Origin of the sequence: Lentzea sp. JNUCC 0626, assembly GCF_043632865.1 — a bacterium.
Lineage (GTDB): Bacteria > Actinomycetota > Actinomycetes > Mycobacteriales > Pseudonocardiaceae > Lentzea.
Map to the genome: position 1 here is coordinate 6,546,682 of NZ_CP171635.1, position 14,286 is coordinate 6,560,967.

The 14,286-nt window shown below is 67.7% G+C and carries 15 protein-coding genes; 13 read left to right on the forward strand and 2 right to left on the reverse strand.

Going from position 1 to position 14,286, the window contains the following annotated elements; all coding sequences use genetic code 11:
• Position 1: 1 nt before the first annotated feature.
• A complete protein-coding gene (locus JNUCC0626_RS29740) occupies positions 2–1,276 on the forward strand; it encodes a PhzF family phenazine biosynthesis isomerase (protein ID WP_394614046.1) in 1,275 nt (424 codons plus the stop codon).
• 241 nt (positions 1,277–1,517) lie between these two features.
• Positions 1,518–2,468 carry a LysR substrate-binding domain-containing protein gene (locus JNUCC0626_RS29745; protein ID WP_394614047.1) on the forward strand — a complete coding sequence of 317 codons (951 nt, stop codon included), beginning with the start codon at positions 1,518–1,520 and terminating at the stop codon, positions 2,466–2,468.
• Between the two features lie 417 nt (positions 2,469–2,885).
• Here the strand turns inward: JNUCC0626_RS29745 and JNUCC0626_RS29750 are convergent, their stop codons facing one another.
• On the reverse strand, positions 2,886–3,647 hold the full coding sequence (locus JNUCC0626_RS29750) for an SDR family oxidoreductase (RefSeq protein ID WP_394614048.1): 762 nt from the start codon (positions 3,645–3,647) through the stop codon (positions 2,886–2,888).
• A 74-nt stretch (positions 3,648–3,721) separates the two neighbouring features.
• Here JNUCC0626_RS29750 and JNUCC0626_RS29755 point away from each other — a divergent pair, with 74 nt between their 5' ends.
• The 11 genes from JNUCC0626_RS29755 to JNUCC0626_RS29805 all read left to right on the forward strand — a co-directional run bounded on the left by JNUCC0626_RS29755 (position 3,722) and on the right by JNUCC0626_RS29805 (position 12,677).
• Entirely contained in the window at positions 3,722–4,066 is a 345-nt protein-coding gene (locus tag JNUCC0626_RS29755; RefSeq protein WP_394614049.1) for a winged helix-turn-helix transcriptional regulator, read from the forward strand.
• A 496-nt stretch (positions 4,067–4,562) separates the two neighbouring features.
• Positions 4,563–5,279 (forward strand): gamma-glutamylcyclotransferase family protein, encoded by a 717-nt coding sequence (locus JNUCC0626_RS29760; protein ID WP_394614050.1) that lies wholly within the window; start codon positions 4,563–4,565, stop codon positions 5,277–5,279.
• A 66-nt stretch (positions 5,280–5,345) separates the two neighbouring features.
• Entirely contained in the window at positions 5,346–5,939 is a 594-nt protein-coding gene (locus JNUCC0626_RS29765; protein WP_394614051.1) for a DUF4232 domain-containing protein, read from the forward strand.
• A complete protein-coding gene (locus JNUCC0626_RS29770; RefSeq protein WP_394614052.1) occupies positions 5,940–6,416 on the forward strand; it encodes an alpha/beta hydrolase in 477 nt (158 codons plus the stop codon).
• Positions 6,417–6,432: 16 nt separating this feature from the next.
• Positions 6,433–6,864, forward strand: coding sequence for a hypothetical protein (locus JNUCC0626_RS29775; RefSeq protein WP_394614053.1), 432 nt, complete (start codon positions 6,433–6,435; stop codon positions 6,862–6,864).
• Between the two features lie 239 nt (positions 6,865–7,103).
• Positions 7,104–7,364, forward strand: coding sequence for a hypothetical protein (locus JNUCC0626_RS29780; RefSeq protein WP_030481403.1), 261 nt, complete (start codon positions 7,104–7,106; stop codon positions 7,362–7,364).
• Positions 7,364–7,615 (forward strand): hypothetical protein, encoded by a 252-nt coding sequence (locus JNUCC0626_RS29785; RefSeq protein WP_394614054.1) that lies wholly within the window; start codon positions 7,364–7,366, stop codon positions 7,613–7,615. Before JNUCC0626_RS29780 ends, JNUCC0626_RS29785 begins: the two co-directional genes overlap by 1 nt.
• Positions 7,615–10,431, forward strand: a complete 2,817-nt coding sequence (locus JNUCC0626_RS29790) for an FtsK/SpoIIIE domain-containing protein (protein ID WP_394614055.1) — start codon at positions 7,615–7,617, stop codon at positions 10,429–10,431. Before JNUCC0626_RS29785 ends, JNUCC0626_RS29790 begins: the two co-directional genes overlap by 1 nt.
• Positions 10,431–10,874 (forward strand): hypothetical protein, encoded by a 444-nt coding sequence (locus tag JNUCC0626_RS29795; protein WP_285642610.1) that lies wholly within the window; start codon positions 10,431–10,433, stop codon positions 10,872–10,874. The genes JNUCC0626_RS29790 and JNUCC0626_RS29795 overlap by 1 nt, the downstream gene beginning before the upstream one ends.
• The gene (locus JNUCC0626_RS29800; RefSeq protein WP_394614056.1) at positions 10,875–11,588 is read left to right on the forward strand and encodes a GNAT family N-acetyltransferase; all 714 of its coding nucleotides are present in this window, start codon (positions 10,875–10,877) and stop codon (positions 11,586–11,588) included.
• 81 nt (positions 11,589–11,669) lie between these two features.
• Complete coding sequence (locus tag JNUCC0626_RS29805; RefSeq protein ID WP_394614057.1) at positions 11,670–12,677, forward strand: NADP-dependent oxidoreductase; 1,008 nt, start codon at positions 11,670–11,672, stop codon at positions 12,675–12,677.
• 60 nt (positions 12,678–12,737) lie between these two features.
• On the opposite strand, the gene JNUCC0626_RS29810 is transcribed toward JNUCC0626_RS29805, so the two are convergent.
• The gene (locus JNUCC0626_RS29810) at positions 12,738–14,282 is read right to left on the reverse strand and encodes an FAD-binding oxidoreductase (protein ID WP_394614058.1); all 1,545 of its coding nucleotides are present in this window, start codon (positions 14,280–14,282) and stop codon (positions 12,738–12,740) included.
• Between the last annotated feature and the right edge of the window lie 4 nt (positions 14,283–14,286).

Here is a 14,286-nt window from a genome sequence, read left to right on the forward strand (position 1 = left end):
CATGGAACTCGTGCGGTGGGAGAACTCGCACTTCGGCTACATGCTGCGATGGGCCTCCGATCCGCGGATGACCGTCTACGTCGGCAACGGGATGCCCTGGAGTGGCGAGTACGTGTCGTTGCGGCACGCGCAGGCGTTGGAGCACTGGGAGGAACACGGGTTCGGGCTGCACGTCGTCGTCGTGGACGACGAGGTGGTCGGGCTCGCGCAGATGCTCGACGGGGATCTCGGGGAGATCGAGATCGGGTACTGGATCGACCCCGCGTGGTGGGGGCGCGGGATCGCGTCCTCGGTCGCGGTGGAGCTGCGGGACAAGGCGCTGGCGATCGCCGACCGGGTGATCGCGGGGACCGATGAGCGGAACCTCGCCTCGCAGCGGGTGCTGGAGAAGGCCGGGTTGCGGTACTTCACCAGCAAGATCATCGATGGAAGGCTTCAGCACTGCTTCGCGTTGGAGCGGGGTATGAGCGACAAGGGTGTGCTTCGGTACAGCGCGTTCTCCTCCGACCCGGCCGGCGGGAATCCCGCCGGGGTGGTGCTGGACGCGTCCGAGCTGAGCGAGGCCGAGATGCTCGGCATCGCGGCGCGCGTCGGGTACTCGGAGACGGCGTTCGTGTTTCCGCGCGGGCCTCGGGAATTCGACGTCCGGTACTTCAGCCCGGTGGCCGAGGTGCCGTTCTGCGGGCACGCGACGATCGCGACCTCCGTGGCGTTGGCCGAACGTCTTGGGGATGGGCCGTTCACGTTCCACACCGCGGCTGGGGAGATCAGTGTTGCTACTTCTGATGGGACTGCGACGCTGACCAGCGTGCCGACCCGTTCTGAGCCGGCTGATCCCGCGTTGGTGGCTGGGGCGTTGGAGGCGTTGGGGTACAAGGAGATCGGCTCGTTGCCGGTACACGTCGCCTTTGGTGGGGCGCGGCATCTGGTGGTGCCGTTGCAGGACCGCGATCAGTTGCGTTCGTTGTCCTACGACTTCGACGCGTTGCGCGATCTGATGTTGGCGCACGACCTGACGACTGTGCATCTGTTCTGGCGTGCGCCTGACGGTGTGGTGCACGCGCGCGACCCGTTCCCCGTGGGTGGGGTGGTCGAGGATGCCGCGACCGGGGCTGCCGCTGCGGCGTTCGGCGGATACCTGCGGGATCTTGAAGGGCCGCAGAAGTTCGTGATCTCGCAGGGCGAGGACATGGGGCGGCCGTCGCGGCTCGAGGTCGACGCGACACGGAAGGATCGCCGGGTGTCGGTGACGGGCGCGGCCGTCGTGATCCCCTAGGTTTCCCCCTGGCTCTTCGGCTTCTTCAGGGTTCTTCGGGTCTCTATCGGTTTTCCTTGGGCTCGACGCCGCTGCCCCGCAGCGCAGGGTACGTGACAGCAGCGTCGAACCGAGGGGTGCGCACCCTCCCGCACCGGACCCGTTGAGCGCTGCCGCAAGCGCCGGGCCGGAAGATCGATCGAAGCCACTATGCCCCGATCGAAGGGTGGTGGCGCATTCAGAAGGGGGATAGAAGGTCTTTATGCCCGAGCTGGAGCTCCGCCACCTCCGCGCGGTACGGACCATCGCCGAGGAAGGCAGCGTCACCAAGGCCGCCACGCGCCTCGGCCTCACCCAACCGGCGCTGTCCGCGCAACTGCGGACGGTGGAGCGGCTGGTCGGAGGCCAGCTGTTCGACCGGACCCGCAGCGGGTGCGTGCCCACCGATCTGGGGCGGCGCGTGCTGGGGACCGCGCGGCTCGTGCTGGACGAGATGGCCCAGCTGATGGCCAACACGCGGTCTTCTGACCGGCGCGGGCCGTTGGTGGTCGGGTCGGTGCCGATCCTGTACTTCGCTTCGCTCGTGTCGGGGTTGCAGGCGTTGAACTCCGACGTGCGGGCCGAGGTTCGGCCTTCCTCCGCCGAGATCGTGGACATGCTGGAGGGTGGGCAGGTCCACGTCGCGTTGTTCGAGTTCTTCGACGGGATGCACGCTCGGGATCTGGCCGGGATCGAGCTGCGGAAGCTGGTGACCGAGCCGGCGTTCGTGGCGTTGCCGGAGACGGATCCGTTGGCTGTGTTCGACGAGGTGGATCTGGCTTCGTTGGCTGATCGGGACTGGGTTACGCCGCCGCCTCAGCACATCGGTTCGCGAACGCAGATGTTCCAGGTCTGTGCTGATGCCGGGTTCGTGCCTCGGTTGACGCATCACACCGGGGAGGCCGGGATGGCTCGGGGGCTGGTGGCTGGGGGGTGTGTTTCGTTTGCTGCCGCGCCTTCCCGGAGTGGGGAGGGGATTGTGATCCGGCGGTTGCGGGGGATGCCGTTGATGACGGACATCTTTGTGGCTATGCGGCGGGATTCGCCGGTGGCTGGGCGGGCGCATGAGGTTTTTGCTTGTGCGGCTGAGGCTTATCGGTCGGTGTTGGACCGGAATCCGGAGTACCGGAAGTGGTGGGACGCGCATCCGGAGGCGCATCCGGAGTTCAACTGAGCTGTTGGGGTCCGGTTGCGTGCGATCTGTTGCGTTCCAGCGGGGTGGGTTGCGTTCTGTTGGTTGGGCTGCGGTTGCGAGGGTGCTTGCGCGGGTCGTGACGTAGAGCGGGTTGCGATTGGGGCTTGACTTCGGGGCCCTTGCGAGGCGCTGGTCGGACCGGAAAGGCCGGGCTGAAAAGCGCCCGGCCGAGCCACAAGTGGTAGCACCTCGCACCCAAAGTCAAGCCCCAATCGCCATGAACGGGGTGCTACCGGTTCCCAACCTGGTAGCAGCCCGTTCGGGCTCGCTTCGCTTCGCCACGCCAGGACTCGTAGGTGGTTGGCGTGCGTTGGTGACCGCCGGTTGCGTGCGCGCGCCAGGCCAAGACGGTGGTTGGCGTGCGTTGGCGAGTGCGGTTGGGTGCGCGCGCGTGCGTCAGCCGACCTTGATCGGGGTGGTCGGGCGGCCCAGGAGCTTTTCGAGGTCCGGGCGCACCTCGGCGAAGGTGCCGATGCGGATGTTCTTGAAGAAGTCCACGAGGAAGGCCGGGACGCCTGCGGAAATCAAGTCGTCGTCGGTCACGTCCTGGAACTTGTCGCCTGCCAGTTCGGGGAACGACCAGCTCGTCGAGCCGGTGAGCTCGTAGGTCTGGTTCTCGTGGCCCGGGGTGGTGAGGGCTACGGCGGCGGCCTCGGCGAAGTCTTCCCTCGCGGCGCTGGCCACTCGGCCGTCCTTGGTGGAGATGGCGACGGTGTCCTGGGCCAGGGCGCCGAGGTAGTTCTCGTGGTACATGCCGTTGCGCAGGAACGTGTAAGGAATGCCGGTGGCCTTGATGGCCTCTTCGGTGGCCTTGTGGACCTCGGCGGCCAGGGACGGGGACGTGGTGGCGTCGGTGAGGCTTGTGTAGAAGATGTGGCCCACGTTGTGTTCGACGGCCTTGGCGATGGCGTTCTTGTGCTGCTGGATGCGGGTGGCGGTGTCGTGGTCGTCTGCCGAGACGAGCAGGAGCTTGTCGGCGCCGCGGAAGTTCAGGGTCTCGGGGACGTTGAAGTCGCCCTGGCGGACCTCGACGTTGTCGAGGGTGAAGTTGGACGGGGTGCGGACCGAGACGATCACCGGCTCGGTGGTGCGGTTGAGGGTGTGGCGGACTGCTGCGTTGCCGAGTTGGCCGGTGGCTCCGGTGATGAGGATCGTCATGTCCCCAGGTTGCGGAAAGTGCTAACTTTTGGAAAGTACCCACTTTGGAGTTGGGTACTTACGCGGAGGTGAGCATGCAGGTCATCATGTGTCCTGAGCGGGCCATCATGGAGCACGTCACAAGCCGATGGGGTGTGCTGGTGCTCCAGGCGCTGTCGGACGGCGAGGCTTGGCGGTTCAGCGCGCTCAAGCGGGAACTGGCGTTGGCCAGCGAGAAGATGTTGACGCAGACGTTGCGGACGTTGGAGCGGGACGGGTTCGTGCACCGGGAGGTGCTGCCGGTCATTCCGCCGCACGTCGAGTACACACTCACGCCGCTGGGCAAGGGGGCCGCTTCGCACCTCGTGGCGCTGGCCGAGTGGATCGCCGCGCACCAGGTCGAGGTCGCTGACGCGCAGCTGACCTATGACGAGTCCTGAGGCTGACCGGAGACTCACGGGTCAGAGATCGGGTCAGTCACCCGATTGCGCAGTGAAAGTTCTCACTTGAACCCTGGTTTCGCGGGATAGAGATCGGATGGGTCACGATTAGGGGGCGCGATCTGGGCCCTGGGACTGGCATTATGGACCAATGGCCCAACCGTTCACCGACGAAAGCCATCCGGCTGAGCCCTATCCGGGTACTCGTCCAGACCACTGTTTCGTCCACGTCGACGAAACCGGCTGGCCAGTGCGCCCGGACCTCACGATGGAGTCGGGGTGGCGTGTTGAGCCGGAGAACATCGATCTAGACCAATGGCTGGCTGACCATGGTGAGCCGCCGTTGGCCGGCCGAATGCCGGTGCTGGGGTATGGAAGTAATGCGAACCCGAGCAAGCTGACTTGGCTTCGTGAAGAGCTCGGACTTGAGGGCCCCGCTGTCGTGCTTCGCGCACGGTGCGAGGGCCTTTCTGCTGTCTGGGCCGCGGGACTGCGGATGCGCGACGGGCAGCGTCCGGCGACGTTGGCCGGTGCGCCCGGCGTGGTGGAGGAGCACTCCATCTGGTTCGCGACGCCCGAGCAGCTGCGGGTGCTCGACCGGTGCGAGGGGCGCGGGCTGCGGTATCGGCTCGTGCGTGTTCACACCGGCCGTGTGGTGCTCTACAACGGTGGCGTCATCGACAGCGTTCTGGCGTACACGGCGGGTTCCAAGAAGCGGATGCCGGTGCTCTTCAACGGCCGTATGGTCCGGTGCGCGGACGTGTCGCAACGTGGTGCGCGCGTGCTGGGCGAGAGGCCTGTCATGAACGACGGACTGGACGTGACCGAGATCCACGGGGACCCGTCGGCGGACGACTGGCCCGAGCTGCTCTTCGTGTACGGGACGCTGAAGCCCGGCGCAAGCGCTTGGCACCTGATGGAGCCGCACGTCGTCGAGACCGAGGAGACCCATCTGCCCGGCACGTTGTTCGACACCGGCCTGGGCTACCCGGCGCTGCGGCCCGGTTCGGGGCTCGGGGTGCCGGGGCACGTGCTGCGGCTGAAGTCGCCTGAGGACTCGCTGCCGATGCTCGACGAGTACGAGGGCGACGACTACCGCCGCGTGCGCGTCGTGCTGCCGGACGGGCGCATCGCCTGGACGTACATCTGGACCGCCGAGGTGCAGGGCATGTCGGAACTTCCGGACGGATGGGACGTCCACCAGATCCGGTGAATTTCCGGCACGTTGTGTGGACTAGTTGATATTTGGGCACATCCTTCGGTGGTAGGAGGTGCACCCATGAATCGACGGTTGATCGGCTGCGGACTCGGACTGCTGGTGCTCGCTTCCGTGACGGCCTGCGGCGAGAGAACCTCGGGCAGCGGCTCGGCACAGACGTTGCCGACCTCGACGCCACCGTCGTCGACCGCGTCGTCCACGACCACCGCACCCGCGGGCAACTCGGCGGTTCCCGCCGTGAAGCGATGCGACTCCACGGTCCTGAAGGGCGAAGTCGCGCCCACGGACGCCGGTGCCGGCAACCGGTACGGCAAGTTCGTCGTCACGAACTCCAGCACGATGCCGTGCACGCTCAGCGGCTACAGCGGTTTCCAGCTGGAGAACGCCTCCGGCGCGGTGCCGACGAAGCTGGAGCGCAAGGCCGACCCCGGGCCCGTCCAGATGACGCTCGCACCGGGCGGCAAGGCGTCGGCGAACCTCCATTGGGGCGTCGTGCCGTCGGGCGACGAACCCGTCGAGGGGCCGTGCCAGCCGGAGGCCTCGAAGGCCGCGGCGATTCCACCTGACGAGACGGCACCGCTCACCGTGCCGTGGACGCTTGGCCCCGTGTGTTCCGGTGGCCGGATCGAGATCAGCGCCTTCTACGCTTCGTAGATGGACGCACCTGGATGGCTCGCCGTGCTGCCGCACGGCGAGCGCATCGCCCTGTCGTTGCGCTCGGCCGGTGTGCCCACGACCGTCACCGAGAACATCGAGGCGGTGGTGAAAGCCGCCGACCGGCCCGTTGTCCTCATTGGACACTTCACCGGCGCCCCCGCCGCGGTTCGGTTCGCGCAGACGCACTCCGGGCTCGCCGCGCTCGTGTTGATCTCCCCCGTGCTCGGCATGTGGGACGGCGCGTCCGCCGATCTCGCGGACCTCATGGACGAGGTCAGCTTCGGTCCCTCGCTGGGCGACCTGCCGACGTTGTGGCTGCACGGGTCGGACGACGAGATCGTGCCGATCTCCGACACCCGCGCGGGCACCGATCGCGTCCGCGGACCGGCGTTCGAGGAGCACGTCGTCGACGGTCTGCTGAGCGACGGCGAGGCAGTCACCCAGGTGCTGGAGTTCGCCCGAAAGGTCATCTGACACCATTTCGGGTGCCATGGACCAAGACGACCTCGTGCTGCTGATCACCGTGGTGGTCGAGGCGGCGGACGAGCACCAGGCGCGCGCCGCGTGCGACGCGCTTCTCACCCGTGCGGGTGCCCAGATCGTGGACGCCCGCGACTGCTCCGACGAGGAACCGAACTGCTGGGCCGTCGTCATCACGCGGCCGAGCACCGAGAAGGCCACCCACAACGTCGCCGCGGCCCTCGCGCGGGCCGTTCGCACCTTCGTGCGCGGACTGGGTGACGACTTCCCGACGCCGCGGGTGGCGTGCGAGCCCCCGACGGCCTGGACCGTGCTGGACGAACCGGCCTTGATCAGCAAGCTCGTGCCGGGCGCGGAACGCGTCATGGTCGAGGTGTGGGCCGGAGATGACCCGTTCGGTGCAGGCACTCCGCGTGACAACTCGCCCAGCAGGCGGTCTTGATTCACCCGGCCGGTCGGCAGTTCTCCACGACAGGCTGTAGCAGGCATTGTGAGAGTCATGACACGCGTGAGCAAGGGGCCAGCAGCGCGCTCAACTGATCATTAAATCAAGGCCCGTTCGAGTGGATTCAGGCATCCACCCGGTTAGCCGATCTTCGCTCTCAACTGTGAAAATCTGGGCACAATCTCTACTAAGGGTGGTCGTCAGACCATCTTGTTCCGGAGGGTTCGGGAGCCGACATGGCCAGCATCGAAGAGGTCCGTGCCGCAATTGCCCAGGCGATCGACAAGGCGGCTCAAAGCCAGTCGGCCCTCCAACAGGCGGCTGAGCTCGCCGAGGACGCGCAGCAACTGCTGACAAGTGTCACGCAGGGCTCCGTGCAGGCGGACGTCGAGACGACGAACGCCCAGTTCGCCCAGGTCGTGTCCGGCGTGAGCGAACTGCAGAACTACCTCGGCGCCGGCATCTCCGGGGCCGAGGGCATCAACAGCAGGCTTTGATGGCGTCCATCGGCGAGGTTCGTGCCGCGCTCGAGCAGGCGGGCGAGATCCTGCGGGAGTCGTACCGCAACGTGCGCACCGCGCAGGAGGACCTCGACGAGGCGGTCACCATCCTCGCCGAGTCGAGTGAGAACCACCACGAATCACTGCTTCCACCCGAGTTCGTGCGCGCGAAGGAAAGATTTCCTGATCAGCTGGAGCTGATGGCGGGAACCCTGGAGCGCATCCAACGACTCACCGTGGAGCTGTGATGAGCAGGCGGGACGACCGGCGGGCGAAGATCGAGAACGCCTTCGCGGAGTTCCAGCGCGCCGTTTCGGCCGCGCTGGGCTCCGTGGCGCGCGAACACCGGGCGCTCGCCACCGAACACGCCAAGGACATGTTCGAGTTCACCGTACGTGGAATGGGCGTCGACAAGGCGTTGCAGGACGTCGCCCTGCGCGACGTCACCGCGTTCCTGACGGTGGACGAGAAGCGCGTGAAGAACCCGCGCCAGGCGCCGTTGTCGATGGCGCAGTTCCAGGAGCGGCTCGACCAGATCCGCTACGACTGGCAGCAGTCGTTCCACGAGTGGAGCTCCTCCGGCCCCGCCCTGTTGACCGAGTTGGTGAACTCGGTCGCGGCCGGGCCCGCGTCGCAGCCGCACGAGTCGTGGCTCGGCCACCCCGGCACGCACGACGGCAGCGAGGGCGTGCCGGAGCTGTGGCGGATCGGCACCGGCGTGGTGACGTCGGCACCCGAACCCGTCCCGTTCCCCGTGGCCGTGCCGCTGCTGGACCAGGCGCACCTGCACATCTCGTCCACTTCGGACAGTCGCCAGCAGGCGGACACCCTGGTGGAGTCGCTGCTGCTGCGCGTGCTCTCGCACTTCCAGCCCGGTCTCGTGCACGTGCACGTGTGGGACGTCGGCCAGCTGACCGGGTCGTTGCCGGGCCTCTACCCGCTGACCCGCGCGAACCTGCTGACGGTGCACGACCCGGCGCGGCTGCACGAGCTGCTGGACGAGCTGTCCGAGCACATCCGCCAGGTGCACACCAAGGTTCTCGTCGACGGCCACCTGACCGTTCGTGCGGTCAGCGGTGAGGGCCGGCGGACCGAGCCGTGGCGGATCGCCGTGCTGTTCGGCAACCGCAGGGCGTTGAAGGAAGACCAGCAACAGCAGCTGCAACGCGTGGCGCGCAACGGTTTGGCGTGCGGCGTGCAGCTGTTCATCGTCGACATCCCGATCACGATCAACTCGCCGGTCGAGACGGTGTCGTTGCGCGGCGACGGTTCCGCGACCTGCACGATGACCGGCAAGGCCGTGACGGTGACGCTGGATCCCGCGCTGCCGCGGACGTTGGTGCCGCGGGCCTGTGCGGCCATCGCGGAGAAGCGCGAGGAACGCCGGTCGCGCATGGGCTCGTTCGGCGATCTGCTGCCGGACCGGCCGTGGACGGAGAACTCGGCGGCCGGAGTCGTTGCACCCGTTGGTTTCGACGACGGCGAGCAGGTCTGCGTGCAGCTCGGCGACACGTCGCCGCACGCGTTGATCGGCGGGCCTTCCGGTTCTGGTAAGACGAACTTCCTCTACGCGATGCTCGGTTCGTTGTGTGCGCGCTATTCGCCCGATGAACTCGAGCTGTACCTGTTGGACTTCAAGGAAGGCGTGTCGTTCGCGCAGTTCGCGCCGGGCCGCAAGGACCCGTCGTGGCTGCCGCACGCACGCCTGGTCGGCGTGAACGTCAACACCGACCGCGAGTTCGGCGTGGCGCTGCTGAGGTTCCTGTCCGACGAGATGCGCCGCCGGGCGGACGCGGCCAAGCAGCACGAGGTCACCAAGCTGCAGGACCTGCGCTCCGAGGACCCGTCCGGCCGCTGGCCGCGGATCATCGCGGTGATCGACGAGTTCCAGTACCTGTTCGGCGAACGCGACCAGGTCACCGCCGCCGCCACGCAGCTGCTGGAGGACGTGGCGCGCCGCGGCCGTTCGCAGGGCATCCACCTCGTGTTGTCGTCGCAGGACGTCTCGGGCATCGAGGGCTTCTGGGGCAAGTCGGCGATCTTCGAGCAGTTCACGGTCCGCATCGCGCTGCCCAAGGCCCGCCGGGTGCTGGCGGAGCCGCAGAACGACGCCGCCGTCGAACTCCCCCGCTGGCACGCGGTGATCAACCACGAGTCGGGCGTCAAGCCCGGCAACGAGATCTGCCGCGTCCCGGACTCGACGTCCAAGGGCACCATGGACTTCCTGCAGAACGAGCTGTGGCGGCGCGAACCCGGCCAGGCGCCGGGCCTGTTCGACGGCAGCAAGATCCCGCTGCTCGACGCGACGCCGGACTTCCTCGATCTGCGGCCCGGCGACGCATCGCCTACCGTGCTTCTCGGACAGGTGATCGACGTCGCGGGCAGCGCGGCACGGGTGCGGTTCGCCCGCACGCCGGGCCGCAACATCGCGGTGATCGGCTCCGTGGTCCAGGACGCGGCCGCGGTGCTCGGCGGAGCGGCCGCGTCACTGGGCAGGCAGCACCACCCGCACGAGGCGGTGTTCACGCTGGCCTGCCTGGTCGAGGAAGCGATGCCCTCGGCGTTGCATCTGATGAAACGCCTGAACAACGACGGGCATGATGCGGAAGTGATTCAGATCGACCGCATCAAGGACGTGCTCACCGAGACCGCGGCCCGGCTGCAGGCGATCAACACGGGTCAGGCCGACGCGCCGTTGAAGCCGCACTACCTGGTGCTGTACGGCGTCGACGCCGCGCAGACGTTGCTGGAGCAGAAGGATCCGACGACGCGAACGTCCGGTGTGGACAGTCTGCGCACGGTGCTGAAGCACGGCCCGGAGAACCGCACGCACGTGCTGGGCTGGTGGCGCGGCGTGACGAGGCTGAAGGCGAGCCTCCCGCCCGGCGTGTACGACGACATCGGCGCCTGGGTGGCGTTCGACGTCCAGGGCAAGGAACTGCTGTCGCTCGGACCGGAGCAGGTGATGTCGTGGTCGCCGAGGCCACGCCGCGGCCTGTTCTTCGACAGGTTCGAGCACTCGCGACCGCAAGTGATCATCCCGTTCGACACAGGAGAAGCGTGATGAACCCGATGATGACCTCGATGTTCGAGTCGGTCCCATCGCAACGTCAGAGCGAGGAGGTGATCGAGGTGCCGACGATCTCCGCCGTTGAGCGCTACAAGGAGATCATCGCCATCGCCACCGACGCGGCGGCCCGCCAGCGCAAGCTGGACGAGGTGAGGTGCACCGAACTCGCCGAGCGGATCGCGGCGACCCAGCACGAGATCGCCGAGGTGCGCGATCGCGAGCGGGTCGTGCGGATGGGCGCCGCGCTGCACTGGGAGGCGGCCGTCGAGCAGCTCTGGAACGAACGCTGGCTCCAAATGGTCACGCCCCCGCAGCCGGACGAGTCGGTCCCACCCCGCCCGCAGGGCGAGTACAACCGCGCGATGGACCTCGCCTACCAGGAACTCGAGGAGTCGCTGCAGAAGCGAACCCTGCTGCGCCGCAAGCAGAAGGACTGAGTGCGCCGCTTACGCACCCCCGCCGACGTGCAGGACGCCAGCACGGACCCGTTGGTCCGCTGGGCAGCCCAGGCACTGTCGGCCGGCGGTGCCGCCTGGGAACACAACGGCGCGGTGGCCGTACACGCCCCATGCCTGACGCGACGCCGCCGCCTGGTCTTGTCGGGCCCGGCAGAGGGCGTCGCCTCTCTGTTAGCCGCACACGGCCGTGGCGTCGACCTGCGCCCGCTGATGGAACGCCAGCTGGCCTCCGTCGTGGAGCCGCTGATGCCAACCCCGTGGATCGAGGACAAGCCGTTCGGCTGGATGGACCGCACCGGCACCCTGGACCTGCCCTCCGACGCCTCCTGGCTCACCTCCCTGGACGCGGTCGAACCCCTCCTGCGCACCGCGAACCCGGACTCGTGGGCGTGGCCAGGCGAAAAGGGCGTGACCCGCTGGGCAGGCGTCCACGTCGACGACGAACTGGTGGCCACCGCAGCAGAAGCCTGGTCGTCCGCAGACGTCGGCTTCATGATGGGCGTAGCCGTCCACCCCTCCCACGCCAACCAGGGCCTGGGCCAGCGCATCTGCCAGTTCGTGACGTCGTCCCTGCTCACCTTGTACGGCTGCTGCGCGCTCTTCGTCGAGAACCACAACGCCGCTGCCATCGCCGTTTACCGCAAACTGGGCTTCGAGTACCGAGACGTCACCACTCTTCTTCCTGCGGTCTGAGTCACAGTGCGGAACAGTCAGACCCACCAGCCGGTTGAAACGGATAACTGATCCGCAACCCACGAGGGAGATGGTCCGATCATGACCAGCACCGCACTCGAAGTCCGCCTGGCCTCCCGCCCGTCCGGCTGGCCGACCGACGAGAACTTCGAGATCGCCGAGGTCGAAGTCCCCACCCCGGGCGACGGCCAGATCCTCGTGCGCAACGTGGTCATGAGCGTCGACCCGTACATGCGAGGCCGCATGAACGACGTCAAGTCCTACGTCCCGCCGTTCCAGGTGGGCGCCCCCCTCGACGGCGGCGCGGTGGGCGAGGTGGTCACCTCCAACTCCCCTGACTTCGCTGTCGGCGACCACGTCCTGCACGGCCTCGGCTGGCGCGACTACGCCGTCGTGAACGCCGCCCACGCCGTGAAGGTCGACGGCAACCTCGCCCCGCTCTCCACGTACCTCGGCGTCCTGGGCATGCCGGGCCTGACCGCCTACGCGGGCCTCCTCGCCACGGCGGAGTTCAAGCCGGGCGACACCGTCTTCGTCTCCGGCGCAGCAGGCGCCGTGGGCCAGATCGTGGGCCAGATCGCCCGCCTCAAGGGCGCAGCCCGCGTGATCGGCTCCGCGGGCTCAGCCGACAAGGTCAAGTACCTGACCGAGGAACTGGGCTTCGATGCCGCCTTCAACTACAAGGACGGCCCGGTCCTCAAGCAGCTGGCCGAAGCGGCCCCCGACGGCATCGACGTCTACTTCGACAACGTGGGCGGCGAACACCTCGAAGCAGCCATCGAGGTCATGAAGCTGAACGGCCGGATCACCATGTGCGGCGCCATCTCGCAGTACAACGACTCCGTGAAGCCGACGGGCCCGGGCAACATGATCCAGATCCTGGCGAAGCGCCTCACGCTGCGCGGCATGCTGGTGGGAGACCACAAGGCGTTGCAGCCGCAGTTCATCAAGGAAGTAGCAGCCTGGATCGCCTCGGGCGAACTCAAGTACTCCGAGACGGTGATCGAGGGCGGCGCCCGCCAGGCACCGGCGGCGTTCCTGGGAATGCTGAGGGGCGAGAACACCGGCAAGATGCTGGTGAAGTTCTGAGCGAACGCTCCCGGCGGTGGGGTCCCGTCACGTGACGGGACCCCACCGAACCAGGCGGCCTCAGACAAGCTTCCCAGGGTTCAAAATCCCGGTCGGATCAAGTTGAGCCTTGACAGCCCGCAACACAGAAACCCCGACCGACCCGATCTCCTTCTCCAACCAAGGCAAATGATCCCGCCCAACAGCATGGTGATGGGTGATCGTGCCGAACCGGGTGAGTGCATCGGAGGCAGCGATCTTGGCTTTCGCCCACTGCCCAACAGGATCCGCAGCATCCCGAGGCACCAGAACGGTGAAGTAGAGCGAAGCCCCGGTCTCATAGGCGTGCGACACGTGGCACATCACCACGGGATTCCCGAGCTCTCCGACCACCGCCTCGCGCACCGCGTCACGCAGCTCGGATACCGAAGACCAGTGGGTCGCGGTCTCCAACGTCTCCACGCACACCCCGGCGTCCAGCAGGGCGTCCCGCTGCCGAGGCCCGTTGAACCGCCCATGCAGCCAAGACTCCCCCATAGCCCGCCCAAGCCGCACGACCTTGTGCCGCCGCAACACCTTCAGCGTGGTGAGCCGATCCCGGGTCTCCCACCCCAGGATCACCAGACAGGGCTGGGAGACCCGGCGAACCCGCAGGTACTTCTTCACGATGTCGGCCTTGCCCCCGGCCAGTTCCAGAGCGACCTCGGTCTCGTCCACATCGGACAGACGGGTGATGTCGGCCAACGCTCCGGCCTGAGCCAGATCGCGCACCAGCGCGACCCCGGCCTCCCACCCGTCCACCACAAAGCCTTCGTACCGAGGCGAAACAGGCACAGGCCGAACCCGCACGGACACCTCGGTGATCACCCCGAACAGCCCCTCGGACCCCAACACCAGCTGCTTCAGGTCCGGCCCGGCAGCCGAAGCAGGAGCAGCACCGGCGACCCAGTCCCCGACGGGCGTGGCCACCCGAACCGACTCGACCATGTCCTCGAACCGCCCGTACCCGGATGAGGCCTGGCCGGCGGACCGGGTGGCGGCGAACCCGCCAATGGTCGCCCGCTCGAACGACTGCGGCACGTGTCCAAGCGTGAACCCGTGCTCCCCCAACAACTTCTCGGCCTCGGGCCCGGTGACCCCGGCTTCCAGGACCGCCACCCGCGAAACCGGGTCCACGGACACGAGCCGCGACAACCCGGCCAGGTCCAGCGCCACCACAGCGGCCTTGTCCCCGCGCAACGCCTCAACCCCGCCGACCACCGACGTTCCGCCGCCGAACGGCACCACGGCCACGTCGTACTCGACGCAGACCCGCAGCACCTCCGCGACCTCGTCGTGCGACCCAGGCGACACGACGGCGTCCGGCACCGCGGGCACGCCGTGGCCGCGACGCCCGATCAGGTCGAGGTACGACAGCCCGCCGGCGCGTCCCAGGCGATCCTCGGCGTCGACAGACACCGTGCACACCGCCTCCAACGCCGTGAAGGCGTCGGCTGACAGGGCCGAGTCGGGCACGGCCGGAGGCACCTCCGCAAACGGCTCCCCCAGGCCAACGCGCTGGCTCAGCCAGGCCAGTGCGTGAGCGGGCAGCGGCACGGTTTCGGAGGTCCATCGGGCGCGAGTCACTGCT

Coding starts and splice junctions, on each gene's coding strand:
- JNUCC0626_RS29740 (WP_394614046.1), top strand. CDS start 2: ATGGAACTCGTGCGGTGGGAGAACTCGCACTTCGGCTACATGCTGCGA.
- JNUCC0626_RS29745 (WP_394614047.1), top strand. CDS start 1,518: ATGCCCGAGCTGGAGCTCCGCCACCTCCGCGCGGTACGGACCATCGCC.
- JNUCC0626_RS29750 (WP_394614048.1), bottom strand. CDS start 3,647: ATGACGATCCTCATCACCGGAGCCACCGGCCAACTCGGCAACGCAGCA.
- JNUCC0626_RS29755 (WP_394614049.1), top strand. CDS start 3,722: ATGCAGGTCATCATGTGTCCTGAGCGGGCCATCATGGAGCACGTCACA.
- JNUCC0626_RS29760 (WP_394614050.1), top strand. CDS start 4,563: ATGCGCGACGGGCAGCGTCCGGCGACGTTGGCCGGTGCGCCCGGCGTG.
- JNUCC0626_RS29765 (WP_394614051.1), top strand. CDS start 5,346: ATGAATCGACGGTTGATCGGCTGCGGACTCGGACTGCTGGTGCTCGCT.
- JNUCC0626_RS29770 (WP_394614052.1), top strand. CDS start 5,940: ATGGACGCACCTGGATGGCTCGCCGTGCTGCCGCACGGCGAGCGCATC.
- JNUCC0626_RS29775 (WP_394614053.1), top strand. CDS start 6,433: ATGGACCAAGACGACCTCGTGCTGCTGATCACCGTGGTGGTCGAGGCG.
- JNUCC0626_RS29780 (WP_030481403.1), top strand. CDS start 7,104: ATGGCCAGCATCGAAGAGGTCCGTGCCGCAATTGCCCAGGCGATCGAC.
- JNUCC0626_RS29785 (WP_394614054.1), top strand. CDS start 7,364: ATGGCGTCCATCGGCGAGGTTCGTGCCGCGCTCGAGCAGGCGGGCGAG.
- JNUCC0626_RS29790 (WP_394614055.1), top strand. CDS start 7,615: ATGAGCAGGCGGGACGACCGGCGGGCGAAGATCGAGAACGCCTTCGCG.
- JNUCC0626_RS29795 (WP_285642610.1), top strand. CDS start 10,431: ATGAACCCGATGATGACCTCGATGTTCGAGTCGGTCCCATCGCAACGT.
- JNUCC0626_RS29805 (WP_394614057.1), top strand. CDS start 11,670: ATGACCAGCACCGCACTCGAAGTCCGCCTGGCCTCCCGCCCGTCCGGC.